Origin of the sequence: Galbibacter kalidii (genome assembly GCF_026241135.1) — a bacterium.
In the GTDB taxonomy this organism is placed as follows: Bacteria; Bacteroidota; Bacteroidia; order Flavobacteriales; family Flavobacteriaceae; genus Galbibacter.
The window spans coordinates 339,506-361,326 of the sequence record NZ_JAPFGA010000001.1 but is presented as its reverse complement, the minus strand read 5'-3'; the positions used below and the strand labels follow the sequence as shown (position 1 = coordinate 361,326).

Sequence of the window (21,821 nt, the reverse complement as noted above, 5' to 3'; positions counted from 1 at the left end):
TTTTTAATTAAAATCATAAGGCACAGGTGGTTCAAGTAACAATGGGTTTTTCTGCACTTCTACCTGCGGATATAAGAACATAAAATCATCTTCGTCAGGAATGTACTTTTCACTCCATACTACCGGTGGATCATCGTTACTATATGTTCCCCTTTCCTGATCACTTAAAATAGCAATGGCCTCTGCCTTATCTATTCTACCAAGGTCATAAAAATACTCCCCTTCAAAGGCTAATTCTACTCTTCTTTCGTGTAGCAAGGCTTCTTTGGTCAATTCAGTAAGCGGAGGGAGTTCTGCCCTTTCTCGTACTTTGTTTACGGAAGCCAATGCAGCGGGATCAGTGGTACTGGCTGTTCCGCCCATTACAGCCTCGGCATGTATAAGCAACAGATCTGCATATCTTAACAAATATGTGTTGTTGGGCGCATTCTGACTCGAACCGCCCCCATTAAATTCCGGCTTACCTACCACATACTTCTTAATGGCCACACGTGTACCCTGGGTACCGGGATCTTCAGGAACTTCAAACCCTCCATTCAGGTTAGGATATACATTGCCTTCTTCCATAATGGTTCCATACCTTCTGGCATCACCTTCTTCATAGGATTCAATTAGGTCTATGGTCGGTCCTATAGCCCCCCATCCATCACCTGTACCGGTTATAGTGGTACTAAAGGCATACATTGCCTGAAGCGCATTCCCTTGTCCGTACTCTCCACTATTAGACCATTGAAGGGCTATGATAGATTCTTCGTTATTATTGTTTTTAGTAAGGAAAAGATCGTTATACGAACCTGCTACATCCAAACCAAACAGTTTAAACTCACCCGAGTTGATTACCTCTTCGGCATATTTCCGTGCATTGGCATAATCTTTTTTATATAAATAAACCTTGGCAAGCAAAGCCTTTGCCGAACCGCTTGAAACATGACCGTTATCGGCATAATTACTGGTTCTTACCTTCTTGAAGCAATTATCTGCGGCAAACATTAAATCGTTTTTAATGAAGGTATAAACGTCTTCTACCCTATTGGTTGGTATCTTAGGATCGTACACATGGTCGAGATTATTCTCAATTATTGGTGCCGGTCCCCAGATCCTCACCATATAGAAATAGGCCATTGCCCTCATAAGGTGGGCTTCGCCCAAGGCATTATCAATCACACTCTGGTCTACATCTTCTCCCACACGATCCGGAAGGAAATTAATAAGTGCGTTTGCTTGTGCTACTACAGACCATAAGGAAGCCCAGCCATTGCTAATATGATTCTTTCTATTAGTAACGGTAAATTTCATAAAGTCGGCTGAGTTGTCATCCCAAGTTCTTCCGTTACCTGAAGAAAGTTCTCCTATTGCCCACATTGGTGTATCGTTAAACTGAAACCAAGGGGCATTGTATAATATATTGGTACTTGCAGCCACTTGTTCGTTTGTGGCATAAAAATCATCTATGCTGTATGCGTCTTCCGGTGGGCGGTCTAAAAATTCCTTACTGCACGAGCTTAATACAATAAGAATAAATATATTGACGAGCTGAACCGAAAATTTTTTGATATTTCTTTTCATCTTTAATGCTTTTTAAATTAAAACTGAAGGTTTAACCCTAAGGTGAATGTCCTTGGAGACGGATACCTACCATTATCAACACCTGTTAACAACACATCCTGATTGAACGAACCCACTTCGGGGTCGAAACCTTTGTAATCTGTAAAGGTGTATAAGTTCTGTATACTTCCATACAACTTAAGCACATCTATTCCTATCTTTTCTGCATACTTATGAGGCAGTGTATAGCCAAGTGAGACGTTTTGTATTCTTAAGTACGATCCATCTTCTATCCACCTATCTGATATTTCATTATTATAGGTGTCTCCCGGCACCGGTCTTGGAATATTGGTATCCCTATTCTCGGGAGTCCAATAATTTGCCGCCTCTTCCACTTGGTTTGTATTCCTCCTGTTTAATGTTGATGCATTCAATCTGGTAAGATTCATTAAATCGTTCCCTACTGATCCCTGAAGGAAAAAAGAGAGACTTAACGGTCCGTAACTAAACGAGTTGTTGAACCCAAAAATGATATCAGGATGTGGATTACCGATAACAGTTCTATCCTGTTCGTCTATAACACCATCACCGTTTATATCTTCATATTGTATATCACCCAGCCATGTTTCTCCACCATCGGGAGAAAAAACTGTTCCGAATTGTTCCGGCTGATCGGCTATGGTAGCTTCATCATTAAAGATCCCTTTTACCTTATATCCGAAGTAAAGTCCGATAGGTTGCCCTACTTCTGTTTTTGTTACCGCTGCTGGCGTATTACTGTTTAATCTGGTTTCTCCTAAAATCTCGAAATTCTCCAACAATTCCATCACTTCATTTTTATTATGTGAAAGTGTTAGTGATGAGTTCCAGTTAAACTTACCTTCGTTCAATGTTTGATAGTTAAGGGTTACATCTAACCCCCTATTCCTCATTTCACCTAAATTTACGAAAGGCGCTCCAACACCACCGTTCCATGGAGCTACTCCAACCAGATATTCCGGTAATGGTAATTGATAAAGAAAATCTTTAGAAGTTTTATCGTACACCTCTATGGTAGTCGACAAACGATTCCCAAAGGTATCGAACTCCAAACCTATATTAGTTTGTTTGGAAGATTCCCATTTTAGATCCGAGTTTGCAATATTTGAAATTCCAAAACCTGTTCCCAAGCCGGTATTAAAAGTTACCAAGGATGCTCCGTAGCGATAATTTGGTATGTTCTGATTACCAACAACACCGTAGCCTGCTTTAAATTTTATGTTTTGTAAAGCCGTGAAATTTTCCATAAACTTCTCGTTAGACAATTGCCAGGAAGCCGATATCGATGGAAAATACCCCCATTGATTTTCGCCTAACGGATCGAATTTAGAGGAACCATCTGCCCTTATAACTGCCGTGATACCATATCTACTATCAAAATTATATATGGCCCTGGCATAAAAAGATTGTAATGCCTGACTCCCTTTGTATGCATCGTTTGAAGCAAAATCTGCATCCCCAAGGTTTAGGGTTTTAATATCATTGGTCAAAAAACCTGCTGCATTAGCCAAAGTACCGCTCCAAGTAGATTCCTGCGCTTCATGCCCAAGCAATAAATTAAGATTATGTTTTCCTCCAAAGTTCTTATTATAATTAAAATAGTTCTTCATGATCCAGAACGATGATCTCTCGTCCCTTAAATTTAATGTAGCAAGTTCGTTTACATACCTTCCCCATTGATAGGTTGGGGTAAATCTTGTGTTTTTATTAAAGGTAAAATCACCTCCAAACTCACTTCTATATGACAATCCATCTGCGAGGGTGAATTCAGCAAAAACATTTCCAAACAAACGATCGGTTTTAAGCTTGTTGTCTATGCTAAGCGCCAAAGCCACCGGATTAATAGACCCCAGTCCATCATCACGTACCGGTCCTGCATACGATCCATCAGGGTTATACACCGCTATATCGGGCGTCTGTAATAAACCTAAGCTCACTACCCCATTCCTGTTACCGTTAATGGTAATATTCTGATTTGTTCGGCTGGCAGAAATGCTGGCACCAACTTTTACCCAGTCTTTTAACTTTGCATTAACATTAGACCTCAATGAAATCCTATCAAAAGAAGAACCGATTACAGTCCCTTGTTGATCGAGGTAGCCGGCCGAGATATAGTAGTCAATATCTCCATCTTCTGAAGCACCAGAAAAAGAAAGCTGATGTTTTTTCATAAGAGCCCTTTGAAAAATCTCCTCTTGCCAATTAGTTCCCGGACCTAAAAGATCCGGATTGGCAAACTCCAACCTCGGTTGTATTCCGGTCAGGTCTGAGAAAAGGTTTTGTAATACTGCATATTCAGGAAGTTCCATCACGTCTATAAGTTTCGCAGGTTCCTGAATGGAAAGCTGTGTTTCATAAGTGAATTTACCTTCACCCCGTTTTCCTTTTTTAGTGGTGATAATTACTACTCCATTTGCTCCTCGAGATCCATAAATAGCAGTAGCTGATGCATCTTTAAGGATATCTATCGACTCAACATCGCTAGGATTAAGTGACGCAAGCGGACTCACCGCCACTTCTTGCTGTCCGTCAGAACCTACAGGACTCGAGCCGCTGGTGCTGGAGTTGGTGGCATCACCCGAAATTGGAACACCGTCTATCACGTATAATGGTTCGTTTGAACCTGTTATGGATGTAATTCCCCTAATCCTTACTGAAACCGAACTTCCGGGTTGCCCGGAGTTCTGGGTAATACTTACCCCGGCTGCCCTACCTTGCATAAGCTGGTCAATGCTCACCTGGGGAATGTCTTCTATTTCTTCAGACTGAATACTGGAAACAGAACCACTGATATTCTCCCTTCTTTGTGTACCATAACCAATGACTACTACTTCATCAAGACTTTGAAAATCTTCTTCCATTGTAACATTGATAACCGACTGATCTCCTACCCGTATTTCACGGGTCTTAAAACCAACATAAGTGAATTCAAGGATATCATTATCCGACGCACTTATTTGATAATTTCCTTCAAAATCTGTTGCTGTTCCACTATTTGTCCCCTTTATCAGAACATTGACACCTCCCAGCGGAATTCCATCACTGTCATAAACAGTTCCGGATATCGTTTTCTGGGCAATCAAATGAAAAGAAGAACAAACTACAAGCATCAGAAGTAATAGTAGCTTTCTTTGCATAGTTTGATTGAATTAATTTGATTTTGTTTGCTATTAACTAGTTTGTGTAATGCCATATTTCATTCATAATTATGATTTTAATAATTAATATGTTGTTAATTCATGAAATTATTTAAAAACATGGTGTTTTATTACGAATGTAAAAATATGGGCTTTGAAAGAAGTTGTGTAATACTATTTTGTCAAAGATTAATAAAATTTTAACGTAAAATATACATATCCCTCATTACAGACCATTAATTAATTAACTAACCCTGAGCGTCACCATAGGGTAAGAGAAAAGGAAATAAACCTTAGTTTAATTCCATGTAGAATCCGTCCATACCAATCAATTGTCTCGGGGTAAGTCTGTCTGCCGACAAAGGCTGGTCCACAAGGTATCCGCCTGAACGACATAGTTGGGCAGGTTCAAATGAATAGATCCTAACCCATTTCGATGCCTGCCGGCAAAGGCAGAGCAGTCAGGTAAGGCCCGCTTAGTAGGATTTAATCTGATGGTGATGGAATTTCTAATTATAACCGTAAGAGATCAAAAAGAAGACATGACAATAAAATAAGGGGGTTATAACACTCTTTTTATACCTTCAAATTCTTCCCTGAATTCGCTTGGTGTACAATTTTTTACTTTTTTAAAAACCCTGTTGAAATTTGCTATGTTATTGAATCCGCATTTAAAACCGATTTCGCCTATACTTAAATCCGATTCGATCAACCATCGTGTAGCAAAGCTGATTCGGGTGTCGTTGATATATTCAATAAAGGTTTTCCCTGTCCTTTTTTTGATAAAACGGTTGAAAGAAACGGAACTCATATTGACCAATGCTGAAATCTCGTCCAAGGTAATGCGCCTATGGTAGTTCTCTTGGACATACTCATAAACCTTACCTATTTTTTTACTGTTCTCAAAATTCTTGTTCTGAGAAGTATAGGTTGATAAGAGCCTTTGATTTCTCGAATTTGCCAAATCGTACAGAATGGAAATCAATTCCAAAAAGTAGTCAATACTATCAATCTTAGACAATGACATGATCTGTTTTTTAAGCCGATGTGCTGTCCCGTCTGAAAACAAAATACCGTGGTTGGAACGGTAAAACATATCACGAATAGGCTTAAAAATACGTCTCGACAGCATTTTTTCATCAAAAAGATCACTGTGAAACTGAATTGTGATCTCATGAATATTTTTACTCTTACAATTATGAAGCTCCCAACCATGTATCAGGTTAGGGCCAACCAACACCAATTCTATCTCTCCTATTTCTTCGAGACTATCGCCTACTACCCGACGTACCCCCGCTCCGTTATAAATAAAATTGAGTTCATATTCAGGATGAAAATGAACCGGGTAATCAAAATCGTCTTTAACCCTATCGAAAACTAAAAAACTATCTTCCGGTGCTAATTGAATGATTTCACGGTGCGCTTTATTCCTAATACTCTCTACACTCTCCATACAAAATGTTTAAATGATATCACAAATTGACAATTTTATACTAATGAAATTATTGCTCTTGTCATAAATTTGAAAAATGTTAAATTTCATGTTTGATTATATGAAAACATTAATTTTTTATGTCAAAAATTAAACATAAAACACCAAATAGATATATAAAAGCAATCAAACGTACAAAAAAATGCTTTTATTTCACCTATTATATCATACTATTGATTGTATTAAATGCATGTAATAGTACAAAATATGTGAACACCCATGAACTTTTTCTTGCAGATACAAATGCGACTACGGAAACAAAACTACTTTATAAAAAAATAGAGTTTTTATCCCATACAGGAATCTCCATCGGGCATCAAGACGCTACTGCCTATGGAGTACATTGGAAGGCTTCAGAAAAAAATAAATTTAAAAGTGATATTGAAGATGTCATCGGAAAATATCCCGCCATTCAAGGTTGGGATGTAGGAAATATTGAACTGGGACACAGCAAAAATCTTGATTCCGTTTCTTTTGACCTGATGAAAAAACAGATCATAAGAAATCATGAAAAGGGTGGTTTCTCGACCATCAGTTGGCATCTTGACAATCCTGCAACAGATGGGGATTCCTGGGATACCACCCCTGCAGTTTCCACTATTTTGGACGGAGGGGCTAACAGAGATAAATATTTAACCTGGATCGACCGATTAGGTGATTTTTTTAAAAGCTTAAAAACTAAAAACGGGGAATTAGCTCCTGTTGTTTTCAGGCCTTTTCACGAAATGAACGGTGCTTGGTTTTGGTGGGGAACGGGAAATTGTAGTATTGATAAATACAAAACCTTGTTTAGGGATATTGTAGATCAGCTAAAAAACAGGAACGTACATAATCTGTTGTATTCTTATTCCCCCAACACCCTCAACAACAATGAAGAATACGGTTTGTTCTATCCGGGGGATGAATATGTTGATATTGTCGGGATTGATATTTACAATCACAGTGGTGACAAACGTTATACTGAAGCCTTAAAGAACGATATTTCCGTTATGAAAAGCTTTGCCCAAACGCACCGTAAGTTGTATGCGCTGACAGAAACCGGTAATATTAAAATCAAAAGTGAAAAATGGTGGACAGAAGTTTTGTATCCGGGCATAGAAAAATCAGGCATTGCTTGGATCCTATTGTGGAGAAATGACAGTCAGGAGCATTATTTTGCCCCCTATCCTAACGAAATTTCCGTTAAAGATTTTAAAAAACTTTCAAAACAAAAAGATATTCTTCTACTCAAAGACATCAAAAAATATAAATTCAAACCGCTCAAACAAACCAACTAAAAAACTATGTTACAACCCCTTGACATTGGCATCATCCTGTTATACCTTGTAGGCACCATCGCTATTGGATTAATCCTCAGGAAAAGAGCACAAAAAAGTAAAGATGATTATCTCCTCGGCGGAAAATCATTACCCTGGTATATGTTGGGGCTTTCCAACGCATCAGGTATGTTTGATATTTCCGGCACCATGTGGTTGGTGACGCTCACCTTTGTTTACGGTTTTAAAAGTATATGGATTCCGTGGTTATGGCCGGTTTTCAACCAGGTTTTTTTAATGGTTTATTTAGCTGCTTGGCTGAGAAGGTCTAACGTAACCACTGGAGCCGAATGGATTCTATTCCGATTCGACAATGGTAAAGGTGGAAGACTTTCGCACACCATCATCGTTGTTTTTGCCATTTTGAGTTGTCTTGGCTTTTTGGCCTACGGATTCATCGGATTGGGAAAATTTGTCGAGATCTTCATTCCGTGGGAAATAATCAAAGACTTCGTGCCCATTAACGTCCCCCCTTCTTACATTCCGCATTTTTACGGAATAGTATTCACACTTTTTGCTGTATTCTATTCCGTTATCGGAGGAATGTCCGGTATTGTTTGGGCCGATGTCCTACAATACTCGATCATGACCATTTCATCTATCGCCATTGCTGTTATTGCGTGGCTTGCCATAGGAAACCAAACACTGAATGTCCCTGAGGACTGGATGAACCCCTTCTTCGGATGGAAACTGAACATGGATTGGACAGGGATCATAGACGAGGTTAACAACAAGATACTATCGGACGGCTATTCACTTTTTTCCTTGTTCTTTATGTTAATGTTGTTCAAAGGGATCTTAGCCAGTATCGCCGGACCAGCACCCAACTATGATATGCAGAAGATCTTATCGACAAAATCGCCTATGGAAGCGACCAAAATGAGTACTTTTTCCATTGCTGCCCTTATCCCTACCCGTTACCTTATGGTTGGCGGATTCTCGGTTTTAGCCATTCTTTTTTATGAAGAATTGAATTTGACTACTGCGGGTATCCTTGATTTTGAAAAAATATTACCGGCTGCCATTCAGCAATTTGTTCCGGTTGGGCTTTTAGGGTTATTACTCGCCGGATTATTGGCCGCATTCATGTCCACTTTCGCCGGAACCTTGAACGCTGCCCAGGCATATTTAGTGAACGATATTTATCTGAAATATAAAAATCCGCATGCTAGTGCGAAAAAGATCAAGCAAGTCAACTACGGAAGTGGTATTATCGTAGTGCTTATCAGTATCGTACTTGGCTTTTTTGTACAAGACGTAAATTCCATTTTACAGTGGATCGTTTCTGCTTTATACGGAAGCTATGTTATTTCCAATGTTCTGAAATGGCATTGGTGGCGTTTTAACGGCGAAGGGTATTTCTGGGGAATGCTATCCGGAATCATCCCAGCTCTAATATTTCCAATGTTTACAGACACCCTCGATCTGTACTATTTTCCCATTATCCTGATCATTTCTCTTGTAGGGTGTATTGCTGGGACGTATTCAGCCCCGCCAACAGACGAGAACGTGTTGATGGGGTTCTACAAAAAAACAAACCCGTGGGGATTTTGGAAACCAATTCATAAAAAAATAACAGCAAAAGATCCCGGTTTTGAGAGGAACAAAACGTTTTCCAGAGATATGTTCAACATTGCTATAGGTGTAGCGGCACAAACACTCTTAGTTGTTATCCCATTGTATTTTATCCTACATGAAAACACCACCCTAATTGTTTCCCTGCTCATCTTAGCTGTTTGTCTCATCATCTTAAAATACAATTGGTGGGATAAACTGAAAAAAGAAATATAAACACCACAAAATAAAGAAGAATAAATAGATGAAACTAAGGAATATTAATACCGTGACAAGAATTAAAAATTATGATATGTTGATGCAGCACTATACAAATATCATCAACAGAAAAAATGTCCCTACTGATGACTTCAACGGAGTTTATCAACGTTACAAACACCCCGTCATTACCGCAGACCATACTCCCGTTCACTGGCGATATGACCTTTCGGCAGAACGAAACCCTCTTGGTTTAGAACGCTTCGGAATCAACTCCACCTTCAATCCGGGAGCCATCAAATGGAAAGGAAGATACCTTTTGGCTGTTCGTGTAGAAGGCTATGACCGAAAATCGTTTTTTGCTATTGCTGAAAGTCCGGACGGTATCAACAATTTTGAATTTTGGGATGAACCCATCAAGCTGCCACAAACCGAAAATCCGGATGTCAATGTCTACGATATGAGATTAGTAGCACACGAAGACGGGTGGATCTACGGAATTTTCTGTACCGAAAGAAAAGACCCCGAAGCTCCTGCCGGCGATACCAGTTCGGCTATTGCCAATGCGGGGATCGTACGTACCAAAAACCTTAAGAAATGGGAACGACTCCCGGATCTCATCAGTAACACCGGTCAACAACGGAATGTGGTATTACACCCTGAATTTGTAGATGGAAAATATGCCGTTTACACAAGACCTCAAGATGGCTTTATCAATGTTGGAAGTGGTGGCGGTATCGGTCTTGGTTACATTAAAGACATGATCAATCCCGTGGTTGAAAATGAAAATATTATCAACCAAAAACAATATCACACGGTTTACGAACTAAAAAACGGCTTGGGTCCTGCTCCAATCAAAACTGATGAAGGTTGGCTACATCTTGCCCACGGAGTGCGAAATACTGCCGGGGGTCTGCGCTATACGCTGTATTTGTTTATGACTGATCTACACGATATTTCAAAAATCATTCACCAACCTGCCGGCTATTTTATGGCTCCCAATTATCAAGAAACCGTAGGTGATGTCCCCAATGTTCTTTTTTCCAACGGATGGATCGAAGAAAACGGGAAAGTCTATATCTACTATGCCTCTTCGGATACGCGTTGTCATGTGGCCACATCAACAGTAGAACAACTACTTGATTATGTAAAGAATACTGCCGAAGATCAATTGACTTCAGGAGCATCGGTACAGAATATCTTAAATCTTGTCCAAGCAAACAAAGGCTTGTATTAATGAACAGTAATGCCCTGAAAATAATAAAAAATGAACTCCGTGAAGAACTGAAATCCATTATCAGTTATTGGAAAACCTATAGCATTGATACTGAAAATGATGGTTTTATAGGCCGTAGGGATCATTACAACCATCCAATTCAACAAGCAAACAAAGGCATTATCCTAAACAGTCGCTTGCTTTGGTCGTTTTCTGCTATTTTAAATTCCAAGGAAAAAGACCCCGATCTTAAAAGTTATGCCGAACGTGCATTTCAATACCTCCATGATCATTTCAGGGATAAAAAATACGGCGGTGTTTATTGGGAGCTCGACCATAAAGGCAAACCCACCATCAGAAAAAAACAAATATACGCTCAGGCTTTTACTGTCTACGCCTTATCTGAATACTATCTGTTTTCAGAAGATAAAAAGGCAAAAGCATGGGCAATAACGATTTTTGAATTGATAGAAAAACATGCTTTCGATACTGAAAAAAACGGGTACATCGAAGCCTTTGAAGGGGATTGGAAACCCATTCAAGATATGCGGTTGAGCGACAAAGACCTCAACGGATCGAAAACCATGAACACCCACCTTCATATTCTGGAAGCCTATACCACGCTTTATAAAATCCATCCGGAAAAAGCCGTTAAAGATGCTCTTGAAAATCTGATTACACTTTTCTTGGAGAAATTCCTTAACAAGGATTATAATTTTGAATTGTTTTTTGACGACGATTGGAATTTACAGGGTGAACTCATCTCTTTCGGACACGACATCGAAGCCATCTGGTTACTTGTGGATGCTGCAAAAAGTACCAAAAATGATAACCTGCTGCAAAAAGTGAATGCCATCTTGGTTCCTGTTTCTGATACATTTCTAAAAAAGGGATATATCAAAGCAAAAGGAGTACTCAATGAAATGGACAGAGCCACAAAAAAGATAGATACTGATAGGCATTGGTGGCCACAGGTCGAGGCTATGATTGGTTTGTATTACTCCTATGAACACTCAGGAAACACCGTATACAAAGATGCGCTTATCGATATTTGGGAGTTTACCAAAAAGCATATCATCGACAGGGAAAACGGCGAATGGTTCTTCAGGATTGATGAAAATTTTAAGCCCTACACCAACGAAGACAAGACGAGCATGTGGAAAAGTCCTTACCACATTTCCAGGGCGTGCCTAGTGCTCATCGATAAACTTTGTTAATTCAGCTATTCTTCAACTACAATTTGAAAACTCGATGCCGGTAAACCAACTTTGTTGAACAAATCGACAATAGCTATGTTCGACCATGCGTAGCGCACAAACTTCACGTTTTTAACCTTGGTTTTCAACTCCACTTTATTTCCGGATATGGTGGCTTTTGCAGTTTTAAATTTTTTGTCCTCTCCGGCTACTTCAAACAATTTGGATGTTTTTCCATCACTGAAATATATTCCCTCCGAGGCTTCAAATGAAATTTCGATCTTGTTCTTTTTTTGAACCGCATTCTTGACCAAAGGTCCGTTTACTTCTTTTTCCAATACTTTATAATGATTTGCCAAAGCCATATTGGCAAAACGCAAACCAACATCCATTTTGTTGCGCGGATGGATATCATCGACATTCCCGATATCGCCCGTCATGATCATGGCTGTATTTCCTAGCTTCAAGCTTCGGCGTTGGGCATCCCTTACTTCAACACCGGAGAAATTATCGCCGTAATTATACGGAGCTATCTGTGCAAAATAAAAAGGGAAATCAGCGTTCCATTGATGGCGCCAACTTTTTATCAAACTCGTAAAAACATGCGTGTAATCCTGCGGATTGAGGGTATTGGTCTCCCCTTGATACCATATCACCCCAGCAATTTTAAACGGGACAAGCGGTGCTATCATTCCGTTGTAGGACAATGCAGGTTCACTTGGGCACCAGGGTTCTTTTTTAAGCAATTCGGCAGCTTTCACCAATTCTTTATCACTTTCAAATTCCGTTTCCGGGATCCAGGTTTCGGCAGGTGTCCCTCCCCAATTAGAGCTGATGAGTCCAATAGGCACATCGAGGTTTTCTTCCAGTTTTTTTCCGAAGAAATAGGCTACCGCACTAAAATACTGCATCGTCTCCGGACTGCATTCTTCCCATTTCCCTATCGCATCTTGCTGTGGGGCTTCTGATGAACGCTTCGCTACCGTAAAAAGACGGATATTCGGATGGTTGGCATTAGCAATCGCTTCTTTTTTATTGGTAATCCCGGTCGATGCCGTCCACTCCATATTCGACTGTCCCGAAGCCAACCAAACCTCGCCCACCAAAACATTATCCAACGTTACCGTAGTATAACCTGAAATGGTAATGGTATAAGGCCCGGGACCTTCAGGTGTTTTCAGTAAAACATTCCAATTTGCATGTCTGTCGGCCTCAGTTTTTAAGGTATCCGTAGGGTTCCAAGAAGCCACTACTTTTATTTCCTCCATCGCATTTGCCCATCCCCATAATTTTACTTCAGCGTTTCTTTGCAAAACCATATTGTCTGAAAAAATGGAAGGTAAATTTACATTTGCAGACATAGTGGTTGCTGATAGAAGCAACAAGACGTTTAAAATTTTTATTTTCATATGATTGAATTGCGAAATACGGGTTACGAAATTTTGTTGCGGAATATGAATTATCTTTCTCTTGACCTTTTCTTTCTTGTTGTGTTAATAGATGCCACGATTATAGATAAAATCTCATCTGCTTCTTTGTGTAAAACTTTAATTTCTTCCCTGTATTTTGGAGAAACTTTACCTAACAACTCTAAAAAGTACATACTCTCATCAGCTTCTTCCTCAACAATTTTAAGCTTATTGATAAAATCCGCAGTTGATTTTGCCCTTTGTGATGCCCTAAAATTTGCTCCTACAGAACTCGAACATTTGATTAATTGATTACAATAAGCATTATAACCTCTTGTATTCGGAAGCTTATCACATAACTTCCAACAATCCACAGCAAAATCCTGGGTTCTTCTTTTTATATTTTCCATAACCTTTAATTGTTTGCTGTCGGCCTTGTTAAATGCAAAAAACAATTGTCTCAACAATCATTAGAAATCAACGTACATATTCCGTATTTCTAGTTTCATTTTCATTTCCCTAAAATGATCTCATCAATAGTTTTAAGCTCTGATTCAGAAAACTTTAGGTTTTTCAAAGCATCCAAATTGTCTTTTAGTTGTGAAACCCTGCTCACTCCTACTAAAACAGAGGTTACCCTGTCATCTTTTAACAGCCATGCAATGGCCATTTGTGCCAGGCTTTGTCCGCGTTCTTCTGCTATGGCATTCAGTTTTTGGATTTTTTCAACAAGTTCAGGCTTGATCTGATTAGCATCCAAATAACTTCCTTCGGTAGCTGCTCTGGAATCTTTTGGTATTCCTTTTAAATATTTAGACGTTAGTATCCCTTGTTCCAAAGGTGAAAAAACAATACTTCCGATACCTGTTTCGGTCAAGGCATCCAGCAATCCATCATCTTCCACCCAGCGATCCATCATATTATATCGCGGTTGATGGATCAAAAACGGAGTTCCTTGTCTTTTTAATATCGCTGCCGCTTTTTTGGTGTCTTCTGCGTTGTATTGGGAAATTCCGACATACAATGCCTTTCCTTGACGCACAATCTGATCTAACGCTCCCATGGTTTCTTCCAAAGGCGTATCGGGATCCGGGCGGTGATGGTAAAAAATATCCACATAATCCAGTTTCATTCGTTTAAGCGATTGGTTTAGACTGGCGATAAGGTATTTTCTCGAACCGAAATTTCCATACGGACCGGGCCACATATCCCATCCTGCTTTTGTTGAAATAATGAGTTCGTCACGGTATTTCTTAAAATCCCACTTAAAAATCTTCCCAAAATTATTTTCAGCAGATCCGTAAGGTGGACCGTAGTTGTTAGCCAGATCAAAATGGGTAATCCCATTATCAAAGCCCGTACGTAAAATGTTGGCAGCATTTTCAAAATCATCATATCCGCCGAAGTTATGCCACAGTCCGATTGATATCAACGGGAGGTTAATTCCACTCTGTCCACAACGACGGTATTGCATTGTTTCATAACGTTCTTCAGCTGGTTTGTATGTACTCATTTAATTATGCTTTTTGTTTGAACTCGTTTATAAAAGTGTTTTAAAATCTGAAATGACCATTTCGGCCATTTTTTTATGGTCATTGATATCCGGGTGATAATCACAACCTTGAGGAGTGATTCCTTCAAACTTAAAAATGAAGATAGGTTTTTCAGCTTCAAAATGGGCTTGAACCGATTCCAAACACTCCATCAGCAGTTCTCCTTTTTCTCCGGAAACCATTGGACTGTTCAGTAAAACCACTTTGACTTTCGGATATCTCTCGTAAATTCCTTCTACAAATGTAGTGTAGTTTTCAATAAATTTTTCCTTATCGAATGGTTTACGTTCTTTTTCCCCATCACCATCGGACAAATCATTTGTTCCCAAACAAATACTGACGATTTGAGGTGTTACGGGAAAATTCCACAGATGGGTGGTATCACCATCTAGTTCTGTTGTTTGATATACATCGGGCATAACCATTTGGTCTTCGTCGTTCCAATTTCTATACATGCCCATACCGGAAACCGAACTCAGGGTATATTTCGCATTCGAAGCCCTTGCAATCCGTGAACCATATGCCCAATAAGCTGTGTGTTGGTCGTACCATTCTCCCGTATCACAGGGGATGGAATTGGTATCAGCTCCATATCCGCAGGTGATTGAATCCCCTATAAATTCCATCACCAACGATCTATCATCTTCAAAAGGAACGAGTTTTTCAGCTTCAATCCCGGTAAAAAGTATCCCTCCGTTAACGGCTTCAGTCGCCTTAAAAACTTCTACTTTGCTTTGTGGAGCATCCAAAGCAATGGAAATTTTATTTTCTTCCCCGGAATTGATTTTATAACGCTTCAGATAGGTGTCGTTTACCGTAATTTCGATAAAACCATACTCGTTCTGAAGGGCTTTTGTGTAGATATGAACCGAATCGCCTTCAGCCATAAAAGTTACCGAAGCGGCCGAGCTTATCAGTTTCCTTCCGTTATCAGCAGGTTCTGTCCGCCCCTGATAATGAAAAAGTTCACTTTCAACATCGTTATAAACCGTTAGTTCACGTGGGATTTCCTTACATCCGATGAATAAAACACATAGGCAAGGAATAATAATTCTCTTCATTAATCTTAAAATTTTTCAGATTTTAAAGTTAATGGAAAATTAGAAATTAGGGCTAACTGATTTTATCAAAAAATGATGATATTTTATTCGTAAGCTGATAAAAGCTGCTTGATTTTTTTATCCCCAATCACATAATCCCGTAACGGAAGTCTTTTTTCTTCTTTTAACGATTTGGCTAAAATCAAGGCATTCAACGAAGCTCCTTCTTTGTCGGTATGCGTATGATCTCTCGGGAAGAATTTCTTCACCTTTTCTACCCCCATTTCTTCATATTTCACAGCAATGCTATCGTTAAGATCTATGAATGCAGCGTCGTTGTTTTGAGCAACCTGTTTTGCCCAAAGTCCGTAGCTTTTATCGGCTCTTTCCACTTTTCCGTTGGGCCATTCATTCCTCGGAATATGACTAAAGACCACCGGAACAGCCCCTTTTTCTTTGGTTTGTTCGATATACCTCGTCATATACCAGCCGTAGGTGTGCACTTCTTCTTGTATATCGCCTTTTCGGCTTACTACCACAGTAGAATCACCTAAACCTTTTAACGAACCCCTGTATTTAGGTTGGTCTATGTGTCCACCATCATTATGTCCAAATTGCATCAATACATAATCGCCTTCCTGTAAGGTATCATAAACCGATTTCCAAAGTTTTTCAAAATAAAAGGAACGGCTACTCCTTCCCCCACGGGCTCGATTGATGATATTCACCCGGGTGGTATCAAAATATTTATAAAGCTCTACGCCCCAGCCTACTGCTTCGGGATTACCATTATTGGCTACCGTGGAATCCCCTATCAAATAGATATTCACTTTTTTCGGAAGTACGATTTCAGGATTCTCCAACAGATATTCCTTCATCGGATTATCCGTCTTTTTTAATTCTTCTGAAATGATGGATGCCGCCAACACCGCTCCTTTGGCAGAGGTATGCGTATGATCGCGTTTGTAGAAAAGATTACCATAAATCTTATCCTCACCTAAGGCTTCCATTTGCAAAGCCATTTTATCATTCAGGTCGATAAAAGTTGCTCCTTCTTGTTCTGCCACTTGCTTTGCCCAAAGTCCATAAGAATTATTGTTCCTTGGAACTTTCCCGTCTTTCCATCGATCCCTTGGGATGGGTGACATCACCACCGGAATGGCTCCTTTTTCTTGGGTTTCCCTTACTATTTTTCGGATGTACCAACCGTAGGTGTGCACCACTTCGTGTTTTCCGGTAAGCATATTGTCTATTTCTTCGGATTCTTCACCAATTCCTTTGATGGTTCCCCTCGCTCTAAAATCATCATTGATGGGACCGTTGTCGTTATGACCGAATTGAATAAATACATAATCCCCCTTTTTCAGGCTATCTAATACCGGTTGCCATAAGCCTTTATCAATATAAGTACGGCTACTGGTTCCGCCCAGGGCATGGTTTTCTACATTCACCTGAGCAGTATCAAAAAACTGACCGATAAAATCGCCCCAACCCCAGAGTCCGCCGGCGCCATCGCCTTGACCATTTTTTACGGTGGAATCCCCTACGGTGTATACTGTTGGGATTTTATCAGTATCTGCTTCCTTACATTGAATAAATAAAAAACTCAGGCAAATTAATAATGGTGTTATGTTTTTCATTGGTGTAGTTTTATGTTTTGTGGTTCTTGCTGTTTTTAAAATTAATATTCATGTCAGATCGAGCACTATCGAAGTTCAAAATATATTTTGAATTGAAGATATCAAGCGAAGCTTATCGAGACCTATTTTAGTTTAGGTAATAATCAACAACCTATCGACTTTAGTTTATCCTGAGCGTTAGCCGAAGGGCTCGAGGTGACACAATCATTCCCCATCCCTAAAATCAAACCATAAATTCATAGGTATACCATCGTCACCACTTTTAATACGAATGTTCGACGGCTGACTATGCGGACCGTGATGTGGAACAGGTTTAAACGAATGCATAGCCGGGATTTCATACATAAACGAAATATCCCCGAAAGGAAATTCAGGATAGGCCCTTGCTCCTTTTAAGGCGTATTTGGGTTTGTCAGGGGTCAATAGTCTTAAAAACACATTTTCAGACTCACTAAACACTCTGAATGTATTATTTCCTGCATCAATTTTTGCCCCGATAAGGTTGGCGTGGTAACCTTTAAACTCTGGATACACAAGATTCTCAAAACTTTCACCGGTGATGGTGTTGTTATAGTCTTTTTGCCACAATCCGTAGTTAGTTCCTTTTATCCGGTTTTTCCAAACCCGGTAAGGTCCGCGACCAAACCATTCCATACCCTCTACCCCCTCTTCGGGATAATTAAAAGTGATACCGAACTCTTTTATCTCCCCTTCATAAAACGCCCCGTCAAATCCGCTGCTACGTCCTCTATTTTTTAAAGCGACCATTTCCATTTTCAGTCGTCCGTCGGGATGCATGGTCCATTTTATATGGTCGATCCCTCCGGTGTAACGCACCACGCAAACGGCTTTACCGTCTTCTTTGGAAGTAATCACTTCTTTTACTTCAGCCTTCATCCCTAACGGATACGGCCCTTCGTTAAAAGGAACTTCAACCCTGCCTCTGTACACACTTTTTAGAATACCGTCTTTTTTTCCTATCTGAATTTTAATTGAATTGGCTTCCAATTCCACCACATCGTTTTTTTCTTTTACGGATGCTTTTTTCGTTTTCCCTTTCAATAATAATTTTTGAGCATAATAGTCCGGCTGATGTATTGGCCATGTCCAAACATTCACAAGTCGGCCATGCTGATCATGAGCTGTAATTTCCAACCAATCCCCTTCAAAAAATAATGAAGGCAAGTCCATTTTTACCTTTCTGGTCTCTCTGGGTTCAATGGCAGGTAAATTGATAGTCCCTTCAGCTATCACAGCAACCTCATTATCACCATAAAAAGCATTTTTATCCATCGATTTCACCTCATACTTCATCGTACAAGCATCCAGATTGGTGTAGATATATTCATTGGTGATCAAAAAAGAACCATCAAACGAAGGTGTGATGCGGATGGGCTTTAGCTGTATCGGACTCCAAACATCCTTTACCGTATAAAAACTACCTTCTTTTTCCCTGTGCGGACCTAAAATACCATCGGGGGCTAAAGAACCTTTGGAATCGTATTTTCGTTCTCCATCCCAATCGGTTCGCAGTACGGCTTCATCTGAAAATGCCCACATAAATCCGCCGGCAAAGAGCGGACTCTCCTTAAAGCGATTCCAAAAATCTTCGAGTCCGGAACCGTGTCCGTTGTCATAAGTACCGTGCATAAATTCCGTTGGAAAAAACACATTTTCACCATCTACAAAACGGTGAACACCGGTCAAATACATGGGATAATGATGGGTATCCCAGCCATTGTAATCGGCCCAGGGGTGAATCACGATTCGCTGCTGTGGATCGAGTTCGTAAAAAACCGAATCCAATTCATCTCTCCAACCACCTTCGTTTCCCTGATCCCAAATGATGACCGAAGGATGATTGACATCTCTTGTCACTACTTCTTTTATAAGTTTGGTACCCGTTTCAATATCATAGGGGTTTTGCCATCCTGCCAGTTCGTCAAGTACGAACAGCCCCAGTGAGTCACACACTTCCAGAAAGTGGTCATCGGGGGGATAGTGCACCCTAACAGCATTCATGTTCATATCTTTTATCAGGTTGGCATCCATAATGCTGATCTCCTTATCGGTACTTCTGCCTGATTCCGGCCAAATGGTATGCCGGTTGATCCCTTTCATGATGATCTTCTTTCCATTGACGTAAATTCCGTCTTTCTTTTTGAATTCCAAAGTACGGAAACCAAAACGTTCTTCAACTTCATGTAAAATCTCATTTCCTTTTTTTAGCTGAAGGCTAAGCGTGTATAAATTTGGCATTTCAGGACTCCATGGGTCAACATTATTCCATTTAAAGGAAAGCGTAGCCTCTTCACCTGACACATTTTGCTTCTGATTTTCATGTTTGCTATCTGATTCTCCCAGTTTCTGTATCGACGCATTTACATAAGTATTATTCGGAATGTTTTGACCCTGCATTACCACTTCCATTTCACCATCCATCTTCGCATCAATAAATATATTTTCAATATGCGTTTTAGGCTTTATTTCGAGCCACACCGGTCTGTAAATTCCGCCAAAAAGCCACCAGTCTGCCCAGCGCTCGGCCCGGTTCACTGAATGGTTATCAGAATGTTTTTTAACGTGGACTTCCAACAGGTTTTCGCCATCAACTATTAAATCGGTAATATCATAACTAAATTCGTAGAATCCCCCTTGGTGAACCTCCCCGGCAAGTTTGCCGTTAATCTTTACCTCGGTATCTGTCATCGCTCCGCCAAAAAAGATTTTCACCTGCTGGTCTTTGTATGTTTGCGGAACTGTAAATTGGTATTTGTAAAAACCTTCTTCTTTGCTCGGTTCATCCTGATCAAGCTCTTTGTACCAACGTCCGTATGTGTATTCCCCAAATCCCTTGAGCTCCCAATGTGAAGGCACATCGATGGTCGTCCATGTGTTGGCATTATTGCCATTAGTACACATAAACTCCCATTGTACGGGATTTTTAAAATCTTTTCCTGATAAATAAACCTTCTCGGTTTGTTGTCCATAAACAAAAGCTACGCTTAGGGCCAATAAAAATAGAATTGGTATTTTTTTCATTTTATGTAAGTTCATTACTGATATCGATATTAATTTCCATCGGGTTTAGTAGCTTCAAATCTTGGACTCATCGGTAGCGTCCAATCTTTATAACTATTTGACTTTTCCGGGTTATAGTTGATTTTTATTGAAATGTATTTTTCTACGCCTGTTTCCATTTGTTGTAATGTTGAAAGTACGCATAAGGCAATCTCATGAGCACCAAACATATTGAAATGCGTATTGTCTTCCAGCTTCTTGTTCTGCCCCGGAAATGTATTTGCCGGGTATTGTACAAAGGCTTTTCTCGACACATCATCTCTCCAGGTTTCGTAGAGCACGGTAGTCATTTTTGTGAGATCGATTAGCGGGATATTCAGTTTTCCGGCTACTTTTCGCATCGCCGGCGGAAAATCACCGTGGGTGTCTTTCAATTTTCCTTCTTCATTAAAATGTCGCCGTTGTGTAGGTGTTAACAAAATGGGGGTTGCTCCTTTTTCCCTGGCTTTGGTAGCATATTCGGTAAGCAAATCTGTATAGTGAAGCCACGGACCTTTACCTTCGCCCTTTTGTTTTTCGTCGTTGTGGCCGAATTCAATCATCAAAAAATCACCTTCTTTTATGACAGAAAGTATTTTATCGAGTCGTTTTCTCCATTTAAATGAGCTCAACGATGCCCCGGATGAAGCATAATTGGCAACTACAATCTGATCATTAAAATATTGTGGAATCATTTGACCCCAGGACGCCCAAGGTTCCAGATCTTGGTCGGTCACCGTAGAATCGCCCGCCAAAAAAAGCGTTACAACAGAATTTACAGGAGTTATCTTGATACTTCTTACCGCAGTTCCTTTTGAAAATTCGAGTGTAAGCTTATCATCCCAATTCAGTTGTGCTTTTTCCCTGTCTTTCAAACGAACGACATCATCATTGTTAATTCTGATGCTTCTCAGGTTCACCACAAAGCTTTTGGCAACTGTTTCACCAGTCTGACAAGACTCTTCGGAAACCATAATCCTACGCGATTCGGCTTTAATGGTATTTACGGAAGACGTTTTTTCGCTTCCCAGTTCTATGTCTATTTTATAATTCCCTTCAGGTAATTCTATAGAAAAGTAAACCGATTCTTTTGCCAAAAGGGTATTTTCTTCAAATGCAACAGCTCCCTCAGTATTAAAATCGAAACCAAAACTGCCGGATTTATAGGTTGTCGGGGAATTTATAAGTTCTGCTCCTGATCCTTTTTGATATCCGAATTTAAAAGCTATCGGTTCTCCATCGGTCACACCGCTCTGTGCACATGCTGAAAATGAGAATATTACACACAAAATAAAGCTGCAAAATTGTGATCTGTACATATTTGGTTGGTTATTATCAGACTAATATATTGAGTCTACAAATAACCACCATCCTGTACTATGATGATATCAAGGATGTGTGAGAG

Annotated in this window: 14 protein-coding genes; 4 read left to right on the top strand and 10 right to left on the bottom strand. The window is 39.8% G+C overall.

What is annotated here, in order from left to right; translation table 11 throughout:
- Positions 1–3: 3 nt before the first annotated feature.
- The 3 genes from OOZ15_RS01510 to OOZ15_RS01500 form a co-directional block, all read right to left on the bottom strand.
- The gene (locus tag OOZ15_RS01510; RefSeq protein ID WP_265953941.1) at positions 4–1,566 is read right to left on the bottom strand and encodes a RagB/SusD family nutrient uptake outer membrane protein; all 1,563 of its coding nucleotides are present in this window, start codon (positions 1,564–1,566) and stop codon (positions 4–6) included.
- Between the two features lie 17 nt (positions 1,567–1,583).
- Positions 1,584–4,721, bottom strand: coding sequence for a SusC/RagA family TonB-linked outer membrane protein (locus OOZ15_RS01505; protein ID WP_265953940.1), 3,138 nt, complete (start codon positions 4,719–4,721; stop codon positions 1,584–1,586).
- A gap of 562 nt (positions 4,722–5,283) precedes the next feature.
- Positions 5,284–6,174, bottom strand: coding sequence for an AraC family transcriptional regulator (locus tag OOZ15_RS01500; protein WP_265953939.1), 891 nt, complete (start codon positions 6,172–6,174; stop codon positions 5,284–5,286).
- A gap of 119 nt (positions 6,175–6,293) precedes the next feature.
- Here OOZ15_RS01500 and OOZ15_RS01495 point away from each other — a divergent pair, with 119 nt between their 5' ends.
- Genes OOZ15_RS01495 through OOZ15_RS01480 form a run of 4 tightly spaced genes read left to right on the top strand, consistent with a single transcriptional unit; the run spans position 6,294 to position 11,735 of the window.
- Positions 6,294–7,490, top strand: coding sequence for a glycoside hydrolase family 26 protein (locus OOZ15_RS01495; protein WP_265953938.1), 1,197 nt, complete (start codon positions 6,294–6,296; stop codon positions 7,488–7,490).
- Between the two features lie 6 nt (positions 7,491–7,496).
- Positions 7,497–9,320, top strand: a complete 1,824-nt coding sequence (locus tag OOZ15_RS01490) for a sodium:solute symporter family protein (protein WP_265953937.1) — start codon at positions 7,497–7,499, stop codon at positions 9,318–9,320.
- A 28-nt stretch (positions 9,321–9,348) separates the two neighbouring features.
- Positions 9,349–10,539: a glycoside hydrolase family 130 protein gene (locus OOZ15_RS01485; RefSeq protein ID WP_323053760.1), complete on the top strand. Its 1,191-nt coding sequence runs from the start codon at positions 9,349–9,351 to the stop codon at positions 10,537–10,539.
- A complete protein-coding gene (locus OOZ15_RS01480; RefSeq protein WP_265953936.1) occupies positions 10,539–11,735 on the top strand; it encodes an AGE family epimerase/isomerase in 1,197 nt (398 codons plus the stop codon). The genes OOZ15_RS01485 and OOZ15_RS01480 overlap by 1 nt, the downstream gene beginning before the upstream one ends.
- Before the next feature lie 5 nt (positions 11,736–11,740).
- Here the strand turns inward: OOZ15_RS01480 and OOZ15_RS01475 are convergent, their stop codons facing one another.
- The 7 genes from OOZ15_RS01475 to OOZ15_RS01445 form a co-directional block, all read right to left on the bottom strand.
- Positions 11,741–13,123 carry a sialate O-acetylesterase gene (locus tag OOZ15_RS01475; protein WP_265953935.1) on the bottom strand — a complete coding sequence of 461 codons (1,383 nt, stop codon included), beginning with the start codon at positions 13,121–13,123 and terminating at the stop codon, positions 11,741–11,743.
- Positions 13,124–13,173: 50 nt separating this feature from the next.
- Positions 13,174–13,533 carry a four helix bundle protein gene (locus tag OOZ15_RS01470; protein WP_265953934.1) on the bottom strand — a complete coding sequence of 120 codons (360 nt, stop codon included), beginning with the start codon at positions 13,531–13,533 and terminating at the stop codon, positions 13,174–13,176.
- A gap of 101 nt (positions 13,534–13,634) precedes the next feature.
- Positions 13,635–14,636 (bottom strand): L-glyceraldehyde 3-phosphate reductase, encoded by a 1,002-nt coding sequence (mgrA, locus tag OOZ15_RS01465; RefSeq protein WP_265953933.1) that lies wholly within the window; start codon positions 14,634–14,636, stop codon positions 13,635–13,637.
- Positions 14,637–14,663: 27 nt separating this feature from the next.
- Positions 14,664–15,737: an SGNH/GDSL hydrolase family protein gene (locus OOZ15_RS01460; RefSeq protein ID WP_265953932.1), complete on the bottom strand. Its 1,074-nt coding sequence runs from the start codon at positions 15,735–15,737 to the stop codon at positions 14,664–14,666.
- A gap of 83 nt (positions 15,738–15,820) precedes the next feature.
- Positions 15,821–17,356 (bottom strand): rhamnogalacturonan acetylesterase, encoded by a 1,536-nt coding sequence (locus OOZ15_RS01455; protein WP_265953931.1) that lies wholly within the window; start codon positions 17,354–17,356, stop codon positions 15,821–15,823.
- A gap of 204 nt (positions 17,357–17,560) precedes the next feature.
- Positions 17,561–20,398, bottom strand: a complete 2,838-nt coding sequence (locus OOZ15_RS01450) for a glycoside hydrolase family 2 TIM barrel-domain containing protein (protein ID WP_265953930.1) — start codon at positions 20,396–20,398, stop codon at positions 17,561–17,563.
- A gap of 29 nt (positions 20,399–20,427) precedes the next feature.
- The gene (locus OOZ15_RS01445; protein WP_265953929.1) at positions 20,428–21,735 is read right to left on the bottom strand and encodes a rhamnogalacturonan acetylesterase; all 1,308 of its coding nucleotides are present in this window, start codon (positions 21,733–21,735) and stop codon (positions 20,428–20,430) included.
- Positions 21,736–21,821: the final 86 nt, after the last annotated feature.

What these genes read in the sequence shown, in the direction of transcription:
- OOZ15_RS01475 (WP_265953935.1), bottom strand. Translation starts at nt 13,123, where the DNA reads ATGAAAATAAAAATTTTAAACGTCTTGTTGCTTCTATCAGCAACCACT.
- OOZ15_RS01450 (WP_265953930.1), bottom strand. Translation starts at nt 20,398, where the DNA reads ATGAAAAAAATACCAATTCTATTTTTATTGGCCCTAAGCGTAGCTTTT.
- OOZ15_RS01490 (WP_265953937.1), top strand. Translation starts at nt 7,497, where the DNA reads ATGTTACAACCCCTTGACATTGGCATCATCCTGTTATACCTTGTAGGC.
- mgrA (WP_265953933.1), bottom strand. Translation starts at nt 14,636, where the DNA reads ATGAGTACATACAAACCAGCTGAAGAACGTTATGAAACAATGCAATAC.
- OOZ15_RS01470 (WP_265953934.1), bottom strand. Translation starts at nt 13,533, where the DNA reads ATGGAAAATATAAAAAGAAGAACCCAGGATTTTGCTGTGGATTGTTGG.
- OOZ15_RS01505 (WP_265953940.1), bottom strand. Translation starts at nt 4,721, where the DNA reads ATGCAAAGAAAGCTACTATTACTTCTGATGCTTGTAGTTTGTTCTTCT.
- OOZ15_RS01480 (WP_265953936.1), top strand. Translation starts at nt 10,539, where the DNA reads ATGAACAGTAATGCCCTGAAAATAATAAAAAATGAACTCCGTGAAGAA.
- OOZ15_RS01460 (WP_265953932.1), bottom strand. Translation starts at nt 15,737, where the DNA reads ATGAAGAGAATTATTATTCCTTGCCTATGTGTTTTATTCATCGGATGT.
- OOZ15_RS01485 (WP_323053760.1), top strand. Translation starts at nt 9,349, where the DNA reads ATGAAACTAAGGAATATTAATACCGTGACAAGAATTAAAAATTATGAT.
- OOZ15_RS01495 (WP_265953938.1), top strand. Translation starts at nt 6,294, where the DNA reads ATGTCAAAAATTAAACATAAAACACCAAATAGATATATAAAAGCAATC.
- OOZ15_RS01500 (WP_265953939.1), bottom strand. Translation starts at nt 6,174, where the DNA reads ATGGAGAGTGTAGAGAGTATTAGGAATAAAGCGCACCGTGAAATCATT.
- OOZ15_RS01445 (WP_265953929.1), bottom strand. Translation starts at nt 21,735, where the DNA reads ATGTACAGATCACAATTTTGCAGCTTTATTTTGTGTGTAATATTCTCA.
- OOZ15_RS01455 (WP_265953931.1), bottom strand. Translation starts at nt 17,356, where the DNA reads ATGAAAAACATAACACCATTATTAATTTGCCTGAGTTTTTTATTTATT.
- OOZ15_RS01510 (WP_265953941.1), bottom strand. Translation starts at nt 1,566, where the DNA reads ATGAAAAGAAATATCAAAAAATTTTCGGTTCAGCTCGTCAATATATTT.